Raw genomic sequence first — 17039 nt, 5'->3', positions numbered from 1 at the left:
GATGTATAGCGGATTTATCAGATGTATGTTGCTCAAATAAAACTGATGTTCTGTAATAAATAATGACTTTACCAAGGATGCGTGAGGTATTTATGAATAAAGAAGCCACCCAGTCTCAGAGCCAGAACCAAAATCAAGATAAAGCCGAAGATCACAGCCAAACCCAGTCTACGGAACCTAGTCAGGCTACTACTGCAGCTACCCTATCAAGCCCTGCAAAAAAACCGCAATGCTTTGATGAGCTCAAGGCAGATAATGGCGAGTATCGCCCGGTCGCCCAAGCGGTTGGCGACTGGATAGAGGATATCAGTGTCGATGGGCTCAATCATCTCAATGAGCAAGCTGAGAATATATTTTATCGAAAAGGCGTTACCTTTACCGTTTATAGCGATGCTAAAAATATTGAGCGCATGATACCTTTTGACATCATTCCCCGCATTATTGCCGCTAGTGAATGGCAGCAAGTAAAAAAAGGTTGCCAGCAGCGGATTACGGCTTTGAACGCCTTTTTGCATGACATCTACCACGATCAAGCTATCATGAAAGAAGGTGTCGTCCCCGCCAGCTATGTCTATGCTAGCGGTTGTTACGAGCCATGGATGATGGGGATTGAGCTGGATAAACCGATATATTCGCACATCAGCGGTATTGATTTGATTCGTGATGAGACCGGACGGTTCTGTGTTTTAGAAGACAATTTACGTACCCCTTCCGGCGTGTCTTACATGCTTGAGAGTCGCAATATATCCGAGACTTTACTCTCAGACTTATTCGCCCATACCCCCGTATTGGATATTAGTGACTACCCCAAACGGCTCAAAGCTTGTCTTGCGAGCTCAACCAGCAAATATGATCCGCAAATAGTCATCTTAACCCCAGGGCGCTTTAACAGTGCCTATTATGAGCATGCTTTTTTGGCACATGAAATGAGCGTCCCATTGGTTCATGGCTATGATTTGGTGGTTGAGGATAGCAAGGTTTATATGCAAGGTATTCGCGGTAAAGTGCAAGTTGATGTGATTTATCGCCGTATTGATGACCCTTATATTGACCCATTAGCCTTCAACTCCAGCTCTATCTTGGGGGTCTCAGGTCTAATGAGTGCCTATCGCTCTGGCAATGTGGTCATCGTTAATGCTCCGGGTACAGGTGTTGCTGATGATAAAAGCTTATATGCCTTTGTGCCGGACATGATTGAGTTTTATTTAAATGAGAAGCCACTCTTGCCCAATATCGAAACTTATCAATGCCGTAAGCCGGATGAATTGTCTTATGTGCTTGATAATTTAGATAAGTTGGTAGTTAAAGAAACGCAAGGCTCAGGCGGTTACGGTATGCTCATCGGACCGACATCGACCAAGCAGGAGATTAGCGATTATCGTCAGCGGCTGCTTGCCAATCCTACCGGTTTTATTGCTCAGCCGACCATTTCACTGTCCACCAATCCTACCGCCGTCAGCGATGGCATTGCCCCGCGTCATATTGACCTACGCCCCTTTATCCTAAGTCACGGCGATGGCTCGGTAGATATCGTGCCGGGCGGTCTCACTCGGGTGGCGATGGTTGAAGGCTCGTTAGTTGTCAACTCCTCCCAAGGCGGCGGCATCAAAGACACTTGGGTAGTTGATGACAGCAAGTTGGACAAAAGCCACTCATCGACCGCTAGCAAAGCCGCTTCAAGCCATAATCAAGAAATTAGCGCCGCTAGTCACGCCAGCTATCACAACCGTGTACAACCGATCGAAGCCGGTTATGAAGACCTTGATGATGCGCCCATGATATTACTACTCTCGACCGCCAGCTATTTAATTTGGCTTGGCAGATATAGCGAGCGCCTCTATTACTACGACAATATTATCAAACAGCTGATCAATAGCGATCTCAAAAAAGCGCAAGTACAACACCTAGTTAACCATTTAGGTTTCGATGCTGATATTAACGACTCGCTAAAGGTCATGAAAGGGCAAATACTCTATGATTTGGAGCAGAAAAGAATCCCAAGCGTGGTCAGCTCCATCGAAACCAATGTCCAAGAAGCTAAAGGGGTCATCGGTAAAGATACCGCAGAACTATATAACCTCATAAAAAGGCTATCAAGCGCAGGGACTTATCGAGCAGCGACCCTACAGCTACACGCCTGTAATGCCGCGATGAAACAAGAACACCCGACGGTAACCTGCTTTTGGCAATTGGGACGACATTTTGAACAGCTTGAGCGTGCGGTTTTATTAGATGAAGAGACTACTGCAGTAAGCTTAGCGTTTAAACATTGGATCAATCAGCTACCAGAAAATACTCGCTGGCGTGAACTTATTCGCCTAACCAATCAGATGATTCAGTCCAAACAGTTTAGTGATTTTAAACTGATAAGCCAAGAGTTTAATATCATTCTCCAGCAAGGCGTTTGATTATAAAAACGTAGCAAAACAATTAAAAATATCAGTAGAAAGCAGCTAAATAGGAAACTACTATGAAACTTCAAATCAGTCATCAAACCAACTATTACTACGGAGAGCTTGCCCAGCGCAGCGTGCAATATATCCGGATGACGCCGATGCAATTGCCGCACCAAGTTATTCACCAGTGGAATGTCATGCTACCCAAAGTGGCAACCAGTCAAAAAGATGGTTTTGGCAATGACTGGTTAACCTTAAGCCGCAATGAATCTCATGACAATTTGCAAATGCAGGCATCTGGTATCGTTGAGATCAACACCGAAACTGAGCGCTTAAAAGACACTGACAACGTCCCCTACTTATTGTTTACCGTACAAAGCCCACTTACCGAGTGCTCGGAGGCGATGCGTGAGTTTGCCGCGCCTTATTTAGAGAACTATAGCCTTGAGAGCCTCAAAGAGTTGGCTAATGCCCTGATCATGAAAATGCCTTTTGTAAAAAATACTACTCATGTGGGCACGACGGCCGCCGAAGCTTTTGCAATGGGTTCTGGCGTTTGCCAAGACCATACCCATGTGTTTGTCGGCTGCCTGCGTGATAAACAAATCCCTGCCCGTTACGTGTCCGGCTATCTATATGACGATACCGAAAACCATATGGCAAGCCACGCTTGGGCTGAGGTTTGGCTTGATGGCTACTGGTACACTTTTGATATCTCCAATCAGATGTTCCAGCCAAGTGCCCATGTTTACGTTGCCATTGGACGCGATTATTCAGATGCAGCACCAGTACGCGGTGTGCGCATGGGCGGTGGTTATGAGAGTCTTTACAGTCAAGTGCTGGTTACAAGGTTATCATAACCGTATCTGATTTTTACTATGCTCGCCTTTTTACTTCATTAGGACAATCTATGACTTACTGCGCCGCTATTCGTCTAAAAGAAGGTATGATTTTTGCCAGCGACACCCGTACCAATGCAGGCGTTGACCACATCTCAACTTTTCGCAAGCTCTATCAATACGGTGTTGAGGGCGAGCGCTTCATAGTCTTGCAGACCGCCGGTAGCCTTGCCACCTCACAAGCGGTGTTTAATAAACTACAAAACGATATCAATCAGCTTCACGAGCACAACCTTCATACCGTAGCGACTTTATTTGATGCAGCACAAATGGTTGGCGAATGCATGCGCAGTGTTATGGTGCATGCACAGGAAGTAGCAAATGATAATAATAGCGGTACCTTTACCAGCTCGTTTTTATTGGGCGGTCAAATAAAAGGTCAAGCACCTGAATTATATATGATTTACCCTGAAGGCAACTGTATTCGAGCCACGAGGGACACGCCTTTCTTTCAGTTGGGCGAAAGCAAATATGGTAAACCCATTCTTGATCGCTCGGTCAAATACGATACGGGGGTCAATCATGCCGCTCAAGCTTTAATGTTATCGTTTGACTCGACCATTCACTCCAACTTATCCGTTGGCATGCCCGTAGATTTTGTCATTTATCAAAATGATAGCTTAACCATCCCCAAAGGCCGCCGTATTGAAGCGGATGACGAATATTTTATTGATATCAGTCGTCAATGGGCTGAGGCGCTACGCCGTACTTTAGTAGAATTGCCTGCCTGCCCTGATGATTATTGGGATTAGTTGTTTTGTAAATAGTTAGGTAGTTACTATTGATAAACTCATAGATTTAAACCAATAAAAAAGGCGCGGTTCGGCTAGTCTTTGACTGCGCTACTTTAACTGGCGTCCCTTGAGCGACAATCTGCCCGCCTGCGTCCCCGGCTCCCGGCCCCATATCGATAATCCAGTCGCTACTACTCGCCACTTGCATATCGTGCTCGACCATAATGACCGTATTACCAGAATCAACCAGCCCATTTAATTGTGCCATTAGCATAGAAACATCAGCAGGATGAAGACCGGTAGTCGGCTCATCGAGGATATAAAGGGTATCGCCGCGCTGGATACGTTGTAGCTCGGTTGCCAGCTTAATACGCTGCGCCTCCCCGCCTGATAATTCAGTGGCTGGCTGACCCAAACGCAGATAGCCAAGTCCCACTTGCAACAAAGCATCTAAGGCACGCAAAATAGGCGCTTCATTGGCAAAAAACTCATAGGCTTTTTCAACGGTTAGACTCAGCACCTCAGCAATGTTTTTATCTCGATAAGTAACCTCAAGCGTCTCATCGTTATAGCGCTGTCCATGACAAACTTGGCAGGGCGCATAAACACTGGGCAAAAATAACAGCTCAACGCTGACAAATCCTAAGCCTTCACAATTTGGACAACGTCCTTTCGGCGTATTAAATGAAAAGCGCCCAGCATCATAACCGCGCGCTTTTGCCGTCTCGGTCGCGGCAAATAATTTACGCACATAATCAAAGAGTCCAGTATAAGTGGCAAGGTTTGAGCGCGGGGTACGGCCAATGGCTTTTTGGTTAATATTCACCAGCCGGCTCACTTTATCCATGCCAGAGACAATATAGCCTCCGATTGGTGCTTCAAATTCTTGCTCCAGCAAGTCCGCTTCATCGGTTGGTGCTTGGGTGACCACGTCTTTCCCCAATGCTTCATTGACCAGCTCAACTAGCGCTTGACTGACCAAACTTGATTTCCCTGAACCGGACACGCCAGTAACGCTAGTGAGCACCCCTAGCGGAAACTCAGCATCTAAACCTTGAATATTATTGCGCTCTATCTCAGCAAGCTTAAGCCAAGCAGTAGGTTGCCTAAGGGCTTGTTTGTTTTCGCTGTTTTTATCAGTGAACAGATATTGCGCTGTCGATGACTCTTTAATACCTTGCAGACCTTCTACAGGCCCACTATAAACAATCTCGCCGCCATGCACGCCAGCCTTGGGCCCGACATCGACCACCCAATCGGCATGGCGGATAACGCTCACATCATGCTCAACCACAAAGACTGAATTGCCAGCGGCTATCAGCTCATCCAAGGCACCGAGCAGGGCTTGCGTATCAGCAGGATGCAGACCCGCCGATGGCTCATCAAGCACATAAACCACCCCGAACAGTTGCGAGCGAATTTGGGTGGCTAATCTAAGGCGCTGTAGCTCGCCTGGAGACAAAGTCGGCGTGGTGCGCTCAAGCGATAAATATCCCAAGCCCAGTTTGGTCAATGCTTCAACGCGCGCTAAGATATCACTAGTAATACGCTGCGCTACGATAGCTTTTTCAGGGGTTTTTTCATAGTTCTGCTCATAGTTATTGTGCTCATAGTTTGGGCTATTAAAGTGGGCATGGGCGGCACTTTGCAGCTTAGTCGCTAGTTCTGTCAAGGTTAATTGTGACAGCTCACCAATATCGAGACCGGCAAATTTAACCGCTAGTGATTCCTTTTTGAGCTTTTTGCCATGGCATTCTGGGCATACAGAGATTTGCATAAACTGCGAAACCCGCTTTTTGACTCGCGAGCTTTGAGTGGTGGTAAATGACTTTAGAATAAAGTTTCTAGCACTGATATAAGTGCCCATATAATTGGGCTTTTCCCCTTGCTCAAGCGCTTGGCGCGTTTGCTCAAGATTATATTCAGGATAGACCGGCACCGTTGGGGTCTCATCGGTGAACAAAATCCAGTCGCGGGACTTTTTGGGCAGTTTATGCCAAGGGGTATCGATATCATAACCAAGCGTGGTCAATATCCGGCTTAGATTTTGACCTTGCCACGCCCCCGGCCATGAAGCAATAGCGCGCTCGCGAATGGACTTGGTGTCGTCGGGCACCATCAAATCTTCAGTCACATCAAACACCCGGCCAATACCTGAGCACGCCCTACAAGCGCCCTCTGGCGTATTGGGCGAGAAGGCATCAGCATAGAGCATCTCTTGCCCAGCCGGATACTCCCCTGCCCGCGAATACAGCATACGTAGCGCATTGGAGATGGTAGTAACGCTCGCCACCGATGAGCGCACCGAGGGCGTCCCTCGTTGCTGCTGCAAGGCGACCGCTGGCGGCAACCCTTCTATCACATCGACATCAGGCTCCTCCACTTGGTCAATCAGGCGGCGCGCATAAGGGGCTACCGAATCCAAATAGCGCCGCTGCGACTCGGCAAATAAAGTCCCAAAAGCCAGCGATGACTTTCCTGAGCCTGATATCCCTGTAAATACCACCAGCGCATCACGCGGCAAATCAACGTCGATATTCTTTAGGTTATGAACGCGGGCGCCCCTGACTTGAATGCCATGTTGAGCATTACTATTTTTAGCATGGTTTTGAATGCGGTTTTTCATACTGTGACGTGGTTTTGACTTATTATTATCTTGATCACTTATAGCTGAGCCATTATTGATTAAATTATTATTATTCATAAAGTAGCGGTTCCTATTAATACTTGGGATATCTGTTTTTAATTTATAATTTTAAGTAGGTTTGGCTGAATATTTTTAGTATCGCAAAAGAGTCTAACATGACTACATAAAAACTTGCGGCAGGCTTACTTATCCTTGCACAGAGAGACAAAAGGATAACTTTATAAAATGGATGATATACAACTGGCTTACCACTAAATAGTTATAACAACTTCAATAAGCAGGCATTAAATCCAAGCAGTATTCTAATTATTGCTTAGGTAAATGGGCCGCTAAATGGTCTAGCAGATGTCTAATTTTTGATGATAAATGACGGTTGTGCGGATAAATAGCCCAGATATCTTCTTCAGGTTCTCGGTATTTATCCAGTAAACTGACCAGCGCGCCGCTCTCTAGATGTTTTTGCACATAATAATCAGGGAGCTGTACGATACCCAAGCCTTTTAACGCCGCATCCACTAAGCTATAGCCGCTGTTATAGCGCACTGTGCCGCGCGCCTGAACTTTTTGTTCCTTATCAGTAGTCTTAAATCGCCAATAATCTAGCGTCCCAAGTAGACAGTTATGCAGCCTAAGATCAGCCAAACGCTGCGGAGTACCGTATTTATCCAAATAAGTAGGCGACGCACAGACAAAACTGGTGCGGCTGCTCAGTTTTTTAGCCATCATAGTCGAGTCGTTTAGATTGCCAATACGAATCGCTAAATCATAGCCACCCTCAATCAAATCAACGGTTTGGTTGGTCAAAAAAGCCGTGACTTCAATATCGCTATACTGCAGCATAAAATCGTTTACTAGCGGCAATAACTGCTGCTCGCCATAAGTGACAGGCGCCGTCAGTTTTATTTTACCTTGAGGTTTTGATTGTAGATTACTTAGCGCCTGCTCAGCGGCATTAAGATCATCCAATATTACCCGGCAATGCTCATAAAACACTCGCCCCTCCTCTGTTAATGACACCTTACGGGTGGTACGATAGAGAAGCTTAGTATTAAGACGCTGCTCTAAAGCGCTTACTTGCCGGCTCACTTGTGCGGTGGAGATACCCAGCTTTTTTGCAGCTTTGGTAAAGCTTTCGTGCTCGGCAACATAAACAAATTCACTAATCCCTTCCCACTGCATGATTATTACTACCTTGTAAAAGATATTTTCGATTTCACTATATTATCATTAACATAGAAATAATATAAAATAGTCACCATAACCTAAAATTCATTAAAATTAAAAAGAAGGAAGTATCGCTATGTCAAAGCAACCTAATACCACTGATAAATTTATTAAATCTAAGGCCGCCATTGCTTGGGGGCCTAACGAGCCGCTATCAATAGAAGAAGTCGATGTCATGCTACCTCGCAAAGGCGAAGTGTTGGTGAAAATCATTGCCAGCGGCGTCTGCCATACTGACGCTTATACTTTGTCAGGTGAAGATCCAGAAGGGGTTTTCCCCGCTATTTTAGGTCATGAAGGTGGCGGTATCGTTGAACAAATTGGCGAAGGCGTGACCAGCGTTGCAGTCGGCGACCATGTCATCCCTTTATATACTGCAGAATGCGGCGTTTGCAAAATGTGCCGTTCAGGTAAAACTAACCTATGCTCTGCAGTACGTGAGACTCAAGGTAAAGGCCTCATGCCAGACGGTACTACCCGTTTTTATAAAGACGGCGAACCCATTTATCATTACATGGGCTGCTCAACCTTTTCTGAATACACCGTCTTGCCAGAGATATCTTTAGCTAAAGTCAATAAAGAGGCGCCTTTAGAAGAAGTCTGCTTATTAGGATGCGGCGTTACTACCGGTATGGGCGCGGTCATGAATACCGCCAAGGTTGAAGAAGGTGATACTGTCGCTATCTTTGGTCTAGGCGGCATCGGACTGTCCGCTATTATCGGCGCAAAAATGGCCAAAGCCAGCCGTATTATCGGAATCGATATTAACGAGAGCAAGTTTGATCTGGCCAAAAAGCTGGGTGCCACCGATTGTATTAATCCAAAAGATTATGATAAGCCGATTCAGGATGTTATCGTTGAGCTGACCGATGGCGGCGTGGATTATTCATTTGAATGTATCGGTAACGTCGATGTCATGCGCTCAGCCCTTGAATGCTGTCATAAAGGTTGGGGCGAGTCGGTCATTATTGGGGTTGCAGGCGCTGGTAAAGAGATCTCAACCCGTCCATTCCAGCTGGTAACCGGCCGAGTTTGGAAAGGCTCAGCATTTGGCGGGGTCAAAGGCCGTACAGAACTACCCGGCTACGTTGAGCGTTATTTAGCAGGCGAGATTCCTTTGAATGACTTCATTACTCACACCATGCCATTAGAGGATATCAACGAAGCCTTTGAGCTGATGGAAAAAGGGGAAAGTATTCGCTCGGTTATTCATTTTGAAGCCTAAGTCTTCACCATCATAGAGTTAAGACGCTTTAAAAATTAAATCATTAGCTTAAAAAAAGCAGCATAAACTTATTTATGCTGCTTTTTTATTATCGTAAATAATCTATTTAATGAGCAGTTTATCCCACCACCAAACGCATGAGCTGAGTACTTATATAACCCCCAAAAGTACCTACCGCATAACCTAATATTCCTAAGAATACCCCCACTGGAGCCAATGAAGGATGAAAAGCGGTAGCAACGATAGGTGCTGAGGATGCTCCGCCGGTATTAGCGTTAGAGCCGACCGCTAAAAAGAAAAACGGCGCACGAATAACTCTAGCAAAGATAAAAATCATAATGATATGAAGGCTCATCCACACCAAACCAATAAGCAGTAAACGCCACTGCGAAACGATACCTGCTAAATTAATCTGCATACCAATAGCGGCAATCAGTACAAAGATAAAAACCGTACCGACTTTGGAAGCGCCTACATGATCAAGCCGGCGAATTTTGGTAAAGGAGAAGATGACTCCAATTAAAGTAATAATCACCACCATCCAAAAAAATGAGCTAGCAAAACTATATTGCACTGCCCAGCTATAGGGCGCAAAAGCCTCTGCAATTTGAGCACCAACAAAATGGGCAACGCCAACCATAGCGAAGCATAGCCCAAACATCACCATTAAATCATTCAAAGTGGCTGGGCGGGCGTGATCACGCTCGTAGCTTTCAACCGCAGCGACCACTTTTTCAATACTGCTAGTATCGGCCTTCAATAATCGGTCTATCTTGTCGCTGTGCTTGGCTAAAATCAAAATGGCCAATAACCACAGTGAAGCATTGGTGGTATCGACCAAAATCATCATACCGAACAAATCATCGCTGACCCCAAACAGCTCCTTCATGGCTGCTTGGTTCGCCGCCCCGCCGATCCAGCTACCCGCTACCGCCGAAAAGCCGCGCCATAGCGTATCATCGCTAAACATCTCAGGCGAGACCCATTTAGCCATGCCCAAACTGATAGGGCCGCTAATAACAATAGCCACACTGGCGGCAAAGAACATTGCAATCGCTTTCCAGCCCAGTCCCAAAATTTTGGGCACATCCATAGACAGCGTCATCAGTAGCAAACTTGCCGGCAGCAGATAAGTAGCGGTAAAGCCATAAATCTGCGAACCCACCCCTTCAGCAAAGACCCCTAAACTATTAAGCGTCGCAGGTATAAAGCAGCATAGAACGATACCTGGCAATACCGCATAAAAACGTCGCCAAAATTTACCCGGTAGCGCTTGGGTATAAAATACCAGACCAATAATAGCCATGATAATGCCAAACGCTAGCGGCAGGCTGTCTATTTGGGGGTAAGCAATAGCGAGCATCTAGTAGCTCCATAGGTAATTAAAATGAGGATAGCCTAAAAACCTTGCAGTATAGACAGGGCTAAACATAGCTGCAAGCAGACATTTTAACTAAATCAGTCGCCGTACTTTTATAAAATTTTTATATTTAGCAATGCTTTTGTTAAAATACAAAAAAGCCAGATAACGAGTATCTGGCTTTTTTAAATTATCTATAAATTTTAAAACTATATAGATTTAACTTAATAGTTAAATAAAAATCTATTATGAGTTTTTACCACGGTTACCGTTTGGGCGACCTTGACCGCCTGAACGATTGGCTGGACGACCTTGGCTACCGCTTGGACGACCACGGCCCGTTGCAGCACGCTCGCCACGTGGAGCGCTACTGCCGTCACCGCGGCTAGGGCCACTGCGCTTGCCTTGATAAGGTTTGCCGCCGAAGCGATCTTTTGGCTTACCTGATGAATCGCGCGGCTTACCGGCATATCCGCTATCGTTACTAGCACGCTGACCAGTCGCTGCGCTATCACTTGAGCGACCACGGCCTTGACCACCACCACTAGACTTGCCAGCATAGCCACCTGAACGGCCACGTCCTTGACCACCACCATTCGAGCGAGCGCGTCCACGGCCGCGACCTTTACCTTTATCATCGCTAGGAACATAAGTCTTTTTAGGCTCCATACCTTCAATGACTTCTACTTCCATTTTACGATTAAGATAACGGTTGATGGCGTTTAATTGTGGGCGATCGTCCATGCTGCATAAGCTAATAGCAATACCAGTACGACCAGCACGGCCACAACGACCGATACGATGCACATAGTCTTCGGTTTGGCGCGGCAGATCATAGTTAATCACGTGTGAGATTGCTGGCACATCTAAACCACGAGCAGCAACATCAGTTGCGACTAAGATTTTGCATTTACCGTTACGCAGGTCTTGCACGATACGATTACGCTTGCTTTGTGGCAAGTCGCCGTGTAGGAAGCTGGCTTTATGGCCATCTTCTTGAAGCTGTTTGGCAAGCTTCTCAGTACTGCGTTTGGTAGCAGCAAAGATGATAACTTGCTCCATATCAGGATCACAAACAATCTTGTCTAAGATTTTGTTCTTGTGATTAAAGTCGTCACAGTAATATACTTTTTCGTCAATATGAGCCGACTCTACCTTGATGGCGACACGCTCAGGATTTTTGGTAAAGGTCGCTGCAATTTTGCCTACAGGGCCATCCCAAGTCGCCGAACACATAATAGTCTGACGCTCAGTAGGAGCCGCTTTCAAGATATCATTGATATCATCAGCAAAGCCCATGTCTAGCATACGGTCCGCTTCGTCAAGCACTAGCACTTCAAGGTTTGATAGATCAACGCGGCCCGCTTTGATGTGATCAAGCAGACGACCAGGCGTGGCTACAATAACTTGTACGCCTTTTCTAAGTGCTGTGATCTGACCATTGTAAGGCGCTCCGCCCACTAATGGTACACAGAATAAGCCGCGCATATCTTTAGAATAAGTGCGCACGCTATCATGGACCTGCTGAGCAAGCTCACGAGTTGGCGTTAAAATTAGCGCTTTGGTTAATTTATCGAAACTAGTGGCACGGCTTAAACGATCCAGTACCGGAATAACGAAAGCAGCGGTCTTACCACTACCCGTTTGCGCCGATAATAAAAGGTCACGACCTTCTAATGCAAAAGGGATCGCTTGGGCTTGAATAGGCGTTGGGTTGGTGTAGCCACTGCGCTCTAGGGCAGTCAAAATCGGCTTGGCAATATTAAGGTCGGTAAAGCTAATCTCATTAGCCGGTGTTTCAGTATTGATGTTTTCAGCAGAAGTAGCTGTAGAGGTGTTTTCAGAATCTAGCATTGCAGATAAGATGTCAGTCATGAGTATCCTTGGTAGTAAATAAAGCCGTTGCAAATTCAACAAGCTTGATGCCTACCACTGATAACCGCTCATCACAAAGCCTCAATAATCACCACGAGCGTTTATCGAAAATTTTCGATAACGGCAAGCTGATAAGCTAAAAGCCAATCAATTTGGTAAGAGGTCTAACGTGCTGTCTGACGTATTTTGGTGGTAGTGCCGAGTGTCTTATCATTGGCTATTATCAGCGACTTATCGATACTTTTTCTAAAGTAGATAGGGGCTTTTTAATAATCAATCTAGCCTATACTAAAAATTTAATGGCTAGTAGATAAGGTATGAGTCATAAATAATAGTATGATAATTCAAACATTATTTAAGTACACAAAATCATCGGCAACAATTACTCATGGTCATCCTAGACCCAAAATCGCAGGCGATGTTATCAATCTCATAATCTACGTTAGTCTATCTAACGTGGCGACGCAGTATAGCACAGTCGATGAACTATACCTATCTATATTTTAAATATTCTCAAAAAATACGCTACCCTTAGTCAGCTCAAAGGCCGATTAGTTAGTATTAGCGCTAATCACCTTTACTTCTGTTACATAAGTAGGTAGTTGCCACGCCCCGCCAGACTCTATCATCCGGCACAGACCGGTCGTACTTTCATGGCTTTTGACGAATTTTTTACCACTCCAAACCCAGTCTGTTTGGGACAAACAGTCACCAATACCGCGGCCTTTTTGTACGGCACTTATTTTGCCATCTTTATAGCTGGTGGCACTAACCGTCACTAAAGTAGGGTCGTAAGGCGCAGTGTCATTAAGCACCCACATGCCATCACCGGTGTTATAAGCTCCATTCCAACAATTATGCTGCGCCAATAACTTTGACTGATTTAACCGCACAATACGCCACGGTAAGTCGTTGCTCAAGTTAGGACAATCATCATCAGCCTGTTTCATTGTGCCCTTCATCATCGCTGCTAATTCTGAACGCTTCATACGAAACGAAGCATTGTTATTCGATCTTGCTTTAGGGTCAGGCGTCACTAAACGCAGAGCAGGCGGAGGGCTGGGTGGCAATACTTTGCTATTGGACTTAACGGTGCCACTAGCACTGACAAAAGCACTAGGGGTACCCGTACGTCCTTGCACCTCGTCAGCTTTGAGCATTACTGCGGTAGCACCCTTATCAGATAAGCGCCAGCGTGAATTACGTACTACCAACTCAATCTTACTGGATTTTGTTAAAGCCTCGACCAAAGCATTGACCTGCGTTTTGGTTAAGTCAGCATCGCCTGAGGTATTAGAGAATGGTTTGGTTTCTCCCAAATCCTGACCATTAATAAATAAAGATATACGGTGACGATTGCCTAATTGCATTAAGGACTTTGCCGCCCCTTCTTTAGCGCCGCCGAGTTTTACTTTACCAATGACCTCGGCATCGCTACCCGCTCGGCGTACCAACAGCACAGAGACCGGAAAGTCACTGTTATTTTCCGCTTGATAGCCCGCTAGCCGGCAGGTACGCGTATTGTCACACACCACTTGCCAGTCTTTATTAGTAAAATCTGTGGCTGCATGATTTATTGAGCTCATAGATAAAGCACTTAAAGCAAATAACACAGGGACCATCCAGTTGGTTGGCACCAAAGATAAAAATGGTGAGTTAGCATTCTTCATTATTGCTCCTCAAAAATCTTAGTTAAATACCAGTTGATCATTCATCGTCCTGCTATTTATAGTTTTATATCCTTCACTATTGGCTCACACTATATGTTGGCTACCTGTTGGTCTAAAAGGCTTAATTAATCAATCTTTATTTAATGGGCTTGCTAAAAAATCGTCATCTTAGCGCACTAATGTTTCTAATTATTATACAAATATATCATTATGTAAATATACTATGAGCTAAAAAAACAGTTCTGGCTACCCAAAACTGTCATTTCTTTTTTAAAGTATACTAAAATTAGCGGTTTTTGTAGTTAAATTTTCTAAAAGTAAGACCAATCAGTTATTCACTGAATTGGTCTTTACTGATCTAATACGTATTTAGGACGATTATAAAAACAGACAAGCTTAAGTAATTGGTTTTAATGGTAAATCCACTGCCCTCTTAACTGCTGGACGTTTAGCTATCTGTTCAGCCCAGCGTTTTAGGTTTTTATAGCTATCGACTTGTAAAAATTCTCCAGCTTCATAAAGCTCACCTAAGGCCAGCTGTCCATACCATGCCCAAATAATCATGTCAGCAATGTTGTAACGCTCTTTACCGTTACCGCACATATATTCATTATCCTGTAGATGTGTATCTAAGACATCGAGCTGACGTTTGGTTTCCATGGTATAGCGATTTATTGGATATTCCATAGGCTCGGGTGCATAAGCGTAAAAGTGACCAAAACCGCCTCCTAAGAATGGGGCACTACCCATCTGCCACATCAGCCAAGATAAGCAGGCAGCACGCTCTGCTCCTTGCTTCATAGGAACGAAAGCCTCGAATTTTTCTGCTAAATATAGCATAATTGCCCCAGATTCAAAGATAGCAAGCGGCTCACCATTTTCATTATGGGCAGAATGATCCACCAAAGCAGGAATCTTAGAATTAGGATTAATAGCGACAAAACCGGAGCCGAACTGTTTCCCTTCAGAGATATCTATTTCATAAGCATCATAGGCAGCGTCGGCAATACCAAGCTCAGCCAGCTCTTCTAAGAGGATATTTACCTTGACGCCATTTGGGGTGTTTAGTGAATACAATTGTAAGGGCGCCTCTCCTACTGGCAATACCTGCTCGTGGCGAGCCCCTGCCGTTGGGCGATTGATACTAGCAAATTTGCCCCCATTGTCTTTATCCTGAGTCCAGACTTTGGGCGGCATATAGTTATTATTTTGCGCATCTTTATTATTAGTAGATTGCTGATTATTACTCATAAAAGCTCCTTTGTTGTTATTAGAGATGCTCTACTATAACGACTCCATGCCCGCCTATAAAAGGCCTCTCATGTAATTAATGTAGTTATTTTTAACTGGCAAGCAATCTAGTCATTATTCAGCCGCTATTACTCAGCTATTATTAATCAGTTACTATGCACATCTTTAATTGCCCGCTGGTTATTCTTATACTACGCACGTTTTCATAGCATTATAAAAATACTAATAGTTTTATAAAAATAAAAGCAAGCGTATTGCTTATGTAGCCAATACTCAAATGACCACAGGTTTAAAAAAGAAATGGTGACGTCCCGTATGGTAACGCTAACCCCGACCCAAGATAAATACCTACCTTATATATTGGCGGTAGCGCTGTTTATGCAGATTTTAGACGCCACCATTTTGAACACCTCGTTACCCCAAATGGCGCAAGCACTAGGTGAGTCACCCCTTAAAATGCAATGGGCGGTGATCAGCTATGCCTTAACTTTAGCTATCTTTATTCCAATTAGCGGATTTTTGGCAGATAAATATGGCACTCGGCGGGTGTTTTTGACGGCGATTATTATATTTTCTATTGGCTCATTACTTTGCGCCGCCTCGCCCACTTTAGATCTGCTGATTGCTTCACGAGTAGTGCAAGGGATCGGCGGCGCGATGATGACCCCAGTTGCGCGCTTAATCTTAGTCAAGTCTTATCCGCGTAATAAGCTATTAACGGTCATGAACTTTGCAGTCATTCCTGCTTTGGTAGCACCGTTGGTAGGCCCTATATTGGGTGGTTATATTGTGCAATATTTCAGCTGGCACTGGATATTTTTAATCAATATTCCAATGGGACTGCTTGGTTTTATCATGGGTAGAAAACTAGTGCCTTCATTATTTGAGGATACCCAGCGTCTAGACTGGACAGGATTCTTATTATTTGCAGCCGCTGCCAGCGGATTTACGTTAGCAGTCGAATTTGGCTCGCAATCAGGGCGTGGACTGTATGGCTTACTACTGGGTATCCTCTCTGCGACATTGATAGGCATTTATGTTTGGCATGCTAGAAAAAAACAAGGTCCCTTATTTCCCTTAACCTTATTCAATATTCGCACCTTTCGCATCGGTATCGTCGGTAACCTCTTTACTCGGCTAGGTATTAGTGCGGTGCCATTTCTACTCCCCTTGCTACTGCAAGTGGTGTTTGAATACTCACCATCACAGGCGGGTTGGTTACTTGCCCCCATTGCTGTTGGTGCTATAGGAATCAAGCCTTGGGTCAGTAAGATTATCCAGCGTTTTAGCTATCGTAAAGTTCTGGTTTATAACACCGGACTCTTGGGTATTTTGATTATCGTCTTAGCTCAGTTTAATGATCCTTCGCATTGGATGTGGTTTATCCCTGTTTTAACGGTGATGGGTGCCTGTAATTCTATGCAGTTTAGTGCGATGAACACCCTCACTATTGGCGATTTGGAGGGTACCGAGACCAGTAGTGGCAATAGTTTGATGGCGGTCAATCAACAGTTGGCTATTAGCTTTGGTATTGCCTTTGGTGCGGCGGTTTTGAACCTATTACGCGAACGCATAGGGCTTGATATGCTGCTGGCTTTTCAGAGTACTTACTGGATACTAGGCGGGATAACGATCCTCTCAGGTTTACACTTTTTGCGGCTCAAACCTGAAGATGGTCGTGGAATGTACTAAAGCATGTCCTAATGTAAAGATTAAAAGTTATCCGTATAAAAAACCAGCATAACACTTCTTAATGTT

The 17039-nt window shown here is 44.9% G+C and carries 11 protein-coding genes; 5 read left to right on the top strand and 6 right to left on the bottom strand.

Annotation, left to right across the window (positions count from 1 at the left end; genetic code table 11):
- Positions 1–92 precede the first annotated feature (92 nt).
- The 3 genes from JMX18_RS03940 (at position 93) to JMX18_RS03930 (ending at position 4047) form a co-directional block, all read left to right on the top strand.
- A complete protein-coding gene (locus JMX18_RS03940) occupies positions 93–2408 on the top strand; it encodes a circularly permuted type 2 ATP-grasp protein (protein ID WP_201584587.1) in 2316 nt (771 codons plus the stop codon).
- 62 nt (positions 2409–2470) lie between these two features.
- Entirely contained in the window at positions 2471–3256 is a 786-nt protein-coding gene (locus JMX18_RS03935) for a transglutaminase family protein (RefSeq protein ID WP_201584584.1), read from the top strand.
- A gap of 50 nt (positions 3257–3306) precedes the next feature.
- Positions 3307–4047 carry a peptidase gene (locus JMX18_RS03930; RefSeq protein WP_201584581.1) on the top strand — a complete coding sequence of 247 codons (741 nt, stop codon included), beginning with the start codon at positions 3307–3309 and terminating at the stop codon, positions 4045–4047.
- A gap of 46 nt (positions 4048–4093) precedes the next feature.
- Here JMX18_RS03930 and uvrA read toward each other — a convergent pair whose 3' ends face one another.
- Entirely contained in the window at positions 4094–6655 is a 2562-nt protein-coding gene (gene uvrA / locus JMX18_RS03925; RefSeq protein WP_201588208.1) for an excinuclease ABC subunit UvrA, read from the bottom strand.
- 327 nt (positions 6656–6982) lie between these two features.
- Positions 6983–7855: a LysR family transcriptional regulator gene (locus tag JMX18_RS03920; RefSeq protein ID WP_201584578.1), complete on the bottom strand. Its 873-nt coding sequence runs from the start codon at positions 7853–7855 to the stop codon at positions 6983–6985.
- 154 nt (positions 7856–8009) lie between these two features.
- Between JMX18_RS03920 and JMX18_RS03915 the strand changes: the two genes are divergently transcribed.
- Complete coding sequence (locus JMX18_RS03915; RefSeq protein ID WP_227674685.1) at positions 8010–9125, top strand: S-(hydroxymethyl)glutathione dehydrogenase/class III alcohol dehydrogenase; 1116 nt, start codon at positions 8010–8012, stop codon at positions 9123–9125.
- A gap of 118 nt (positions 9126–9243) precedes the next feature.
- Here the strand turns inward: JMX18_RS03915 and JMX18_RS03910 are convergent, their stop codons facing one another.
- The 4 genes from JMX18_RS03910 to yghU form a co-directional block, all read right to left on the bottom strand.
- A complete protein-coding gene (locus JMX18_RS03910) occupies positions 9244–10488 on the bottom strand; it encodes a DUF819 family protein (RefSeq protein ID WP_201584572.1) in 1245 nt (414 codons plus the stop codon).
- Between the two features lie 243 nt (positions 10489–10731).
- On the bottom strand, positions 10732–12360 hold the full coding sequence (locus JMX18_RS03905) for a DEAD/DEAH box helicase (RefSeq protein WP_201584569.1): 1629 nt from the start codon (positions 12358–12360) through the stop codon (positions 10732–10734).
- Between the two features lie 551 nt (positions 12361–12911).
- On the bottom strand, positions 12912–14030 hold the full coding sequence (locus tag JMX18_RS03900) for a DUF1176 domain-containing protein (protein ID WP_201584566.1): 1119 nt from the start codon (positions 14028–14030) through the stop codon (positions 12912–12914).
- Positions 14031–14426: 396 nt separating this feature from the next.
- The gene (gene yghU, locus JMX18_RS03895) at positions 14427–15281 is read right to left on the bottom strand and encodes a glutathione-dependent disulfide-bond oxidoreductase (protein WP_201584562.1); all 855 of its coding nucleotides are present in this window, start codon (positions 15279–15281) and stop codon (positions 14427–14429) included.
- A gap of 315 nt (positions 15282–15596) precedes the next feature.
- Between yghU and JMX18_RS03890 the strand changes: the two genes are divergently transcribed.
- A complete protein-coding gene (locus JMX18_RS03890; RefSeq protein ID WP_201584559.1) occupies positions 15597–16973 on the top strand; it encodes a DHA2 family efflux MFS transporter permease subunit in 1377 nt (458 codons plus the stop codon).
- Positions 16974–17039 lie beyond the last annotated feature (66 nt).

Origin of the sequence: Psychrobacter jeotgali (genome assembly GCF_904846315.1) — a bacterium.
In the GTDB taxonomy this organism is placed as follows: Bacteria; Pseudomonadota; Gammaproteobacteria; order Pseudomonadales; family Moraxellaceae; genus Psychrobacter; species Psychrobacter jeotgali.
Note: the sequence above shows the minus strand (reverse complement) of the source record. Positions and strands in the feature narration are given on the sequence as shown.

What these genes read in the sequence shown, in the direction of transcription:
- JMX18_RS03920 (WP_201584578.1), bottom strand. Translation starts at nt 7,855, where the DNA reads ATGCAGTGGGAAGGGATTAGTGAATTTGTTTATGTTGCCGAGCACGAA.
- JMX18_RS03930 (WP_201584581.1), top strand. Translation starts at nt 3,307, where the DNA reads ATGACTTACTGCGCCGCTATTCGTCTAAAAGAAGGTATGATTTTTGCC.
- JMX18_RS03910 (WP_201584572.1), bottom strand. Translation starts at nt 10,488, where the DNA reads ATGCTCGCTATTGCTTACCCCCAAATAGACAGCCTGCCGCTAGCGTTT.
- JMX18_RS03905 (WP_201584569.1), bottom strand. Translation starts at nt 12,360, where the DNA reads ATGACTGACATCTTATCTGCAATGCTAGATTCTGAAAACACCTCTACA.
- JMX18_RS03940 (WP_201584587.1), top strand. Translation starts at nt 93, where the DNA reads ATGAATAAAGAAGCCACCCAGTCTCAGAGCCAGAACCAAAATCAAGAT.
- yghU (WP_201584562.1), bottom strand. Translation starts at nt 15,281, where the DNA reads ATGAGTAATAATCAGCAATCTACTAATAATAAAGATGCGCAAAATAAT.
- JMX18_RS03890 (WP_201584559.1), top strand. Translation starts at nt 15,597, where the DNA reads ATGGTAACGCTAACCCCGACCCAAGATAAATACCTACCTTATATATTG.
- JMX18_RS03900 (WP_201584566.1), bottom strand. Translation starts at nt 14,030, where the DNA reads ATGAAGAATGCTAACTCACCATTTTTATCTTTGGTGCCAACCAACTGG.
- JMX18_RS03935 (WP_201584584.1), top strand. Translation starts at nt 2,471, where the DNA reads ATGAAACTTCAAATCAGTCATCAAACCAACTATTACTACGGAGAGCTT.
- uvrA (WP_201588208.1), bottom strand. Translation starts at nt 6,655, where the DNA reads ATGAAAAACCGCATTCAAAACCATGCTAAAAATAGTAATGCTCAACAT.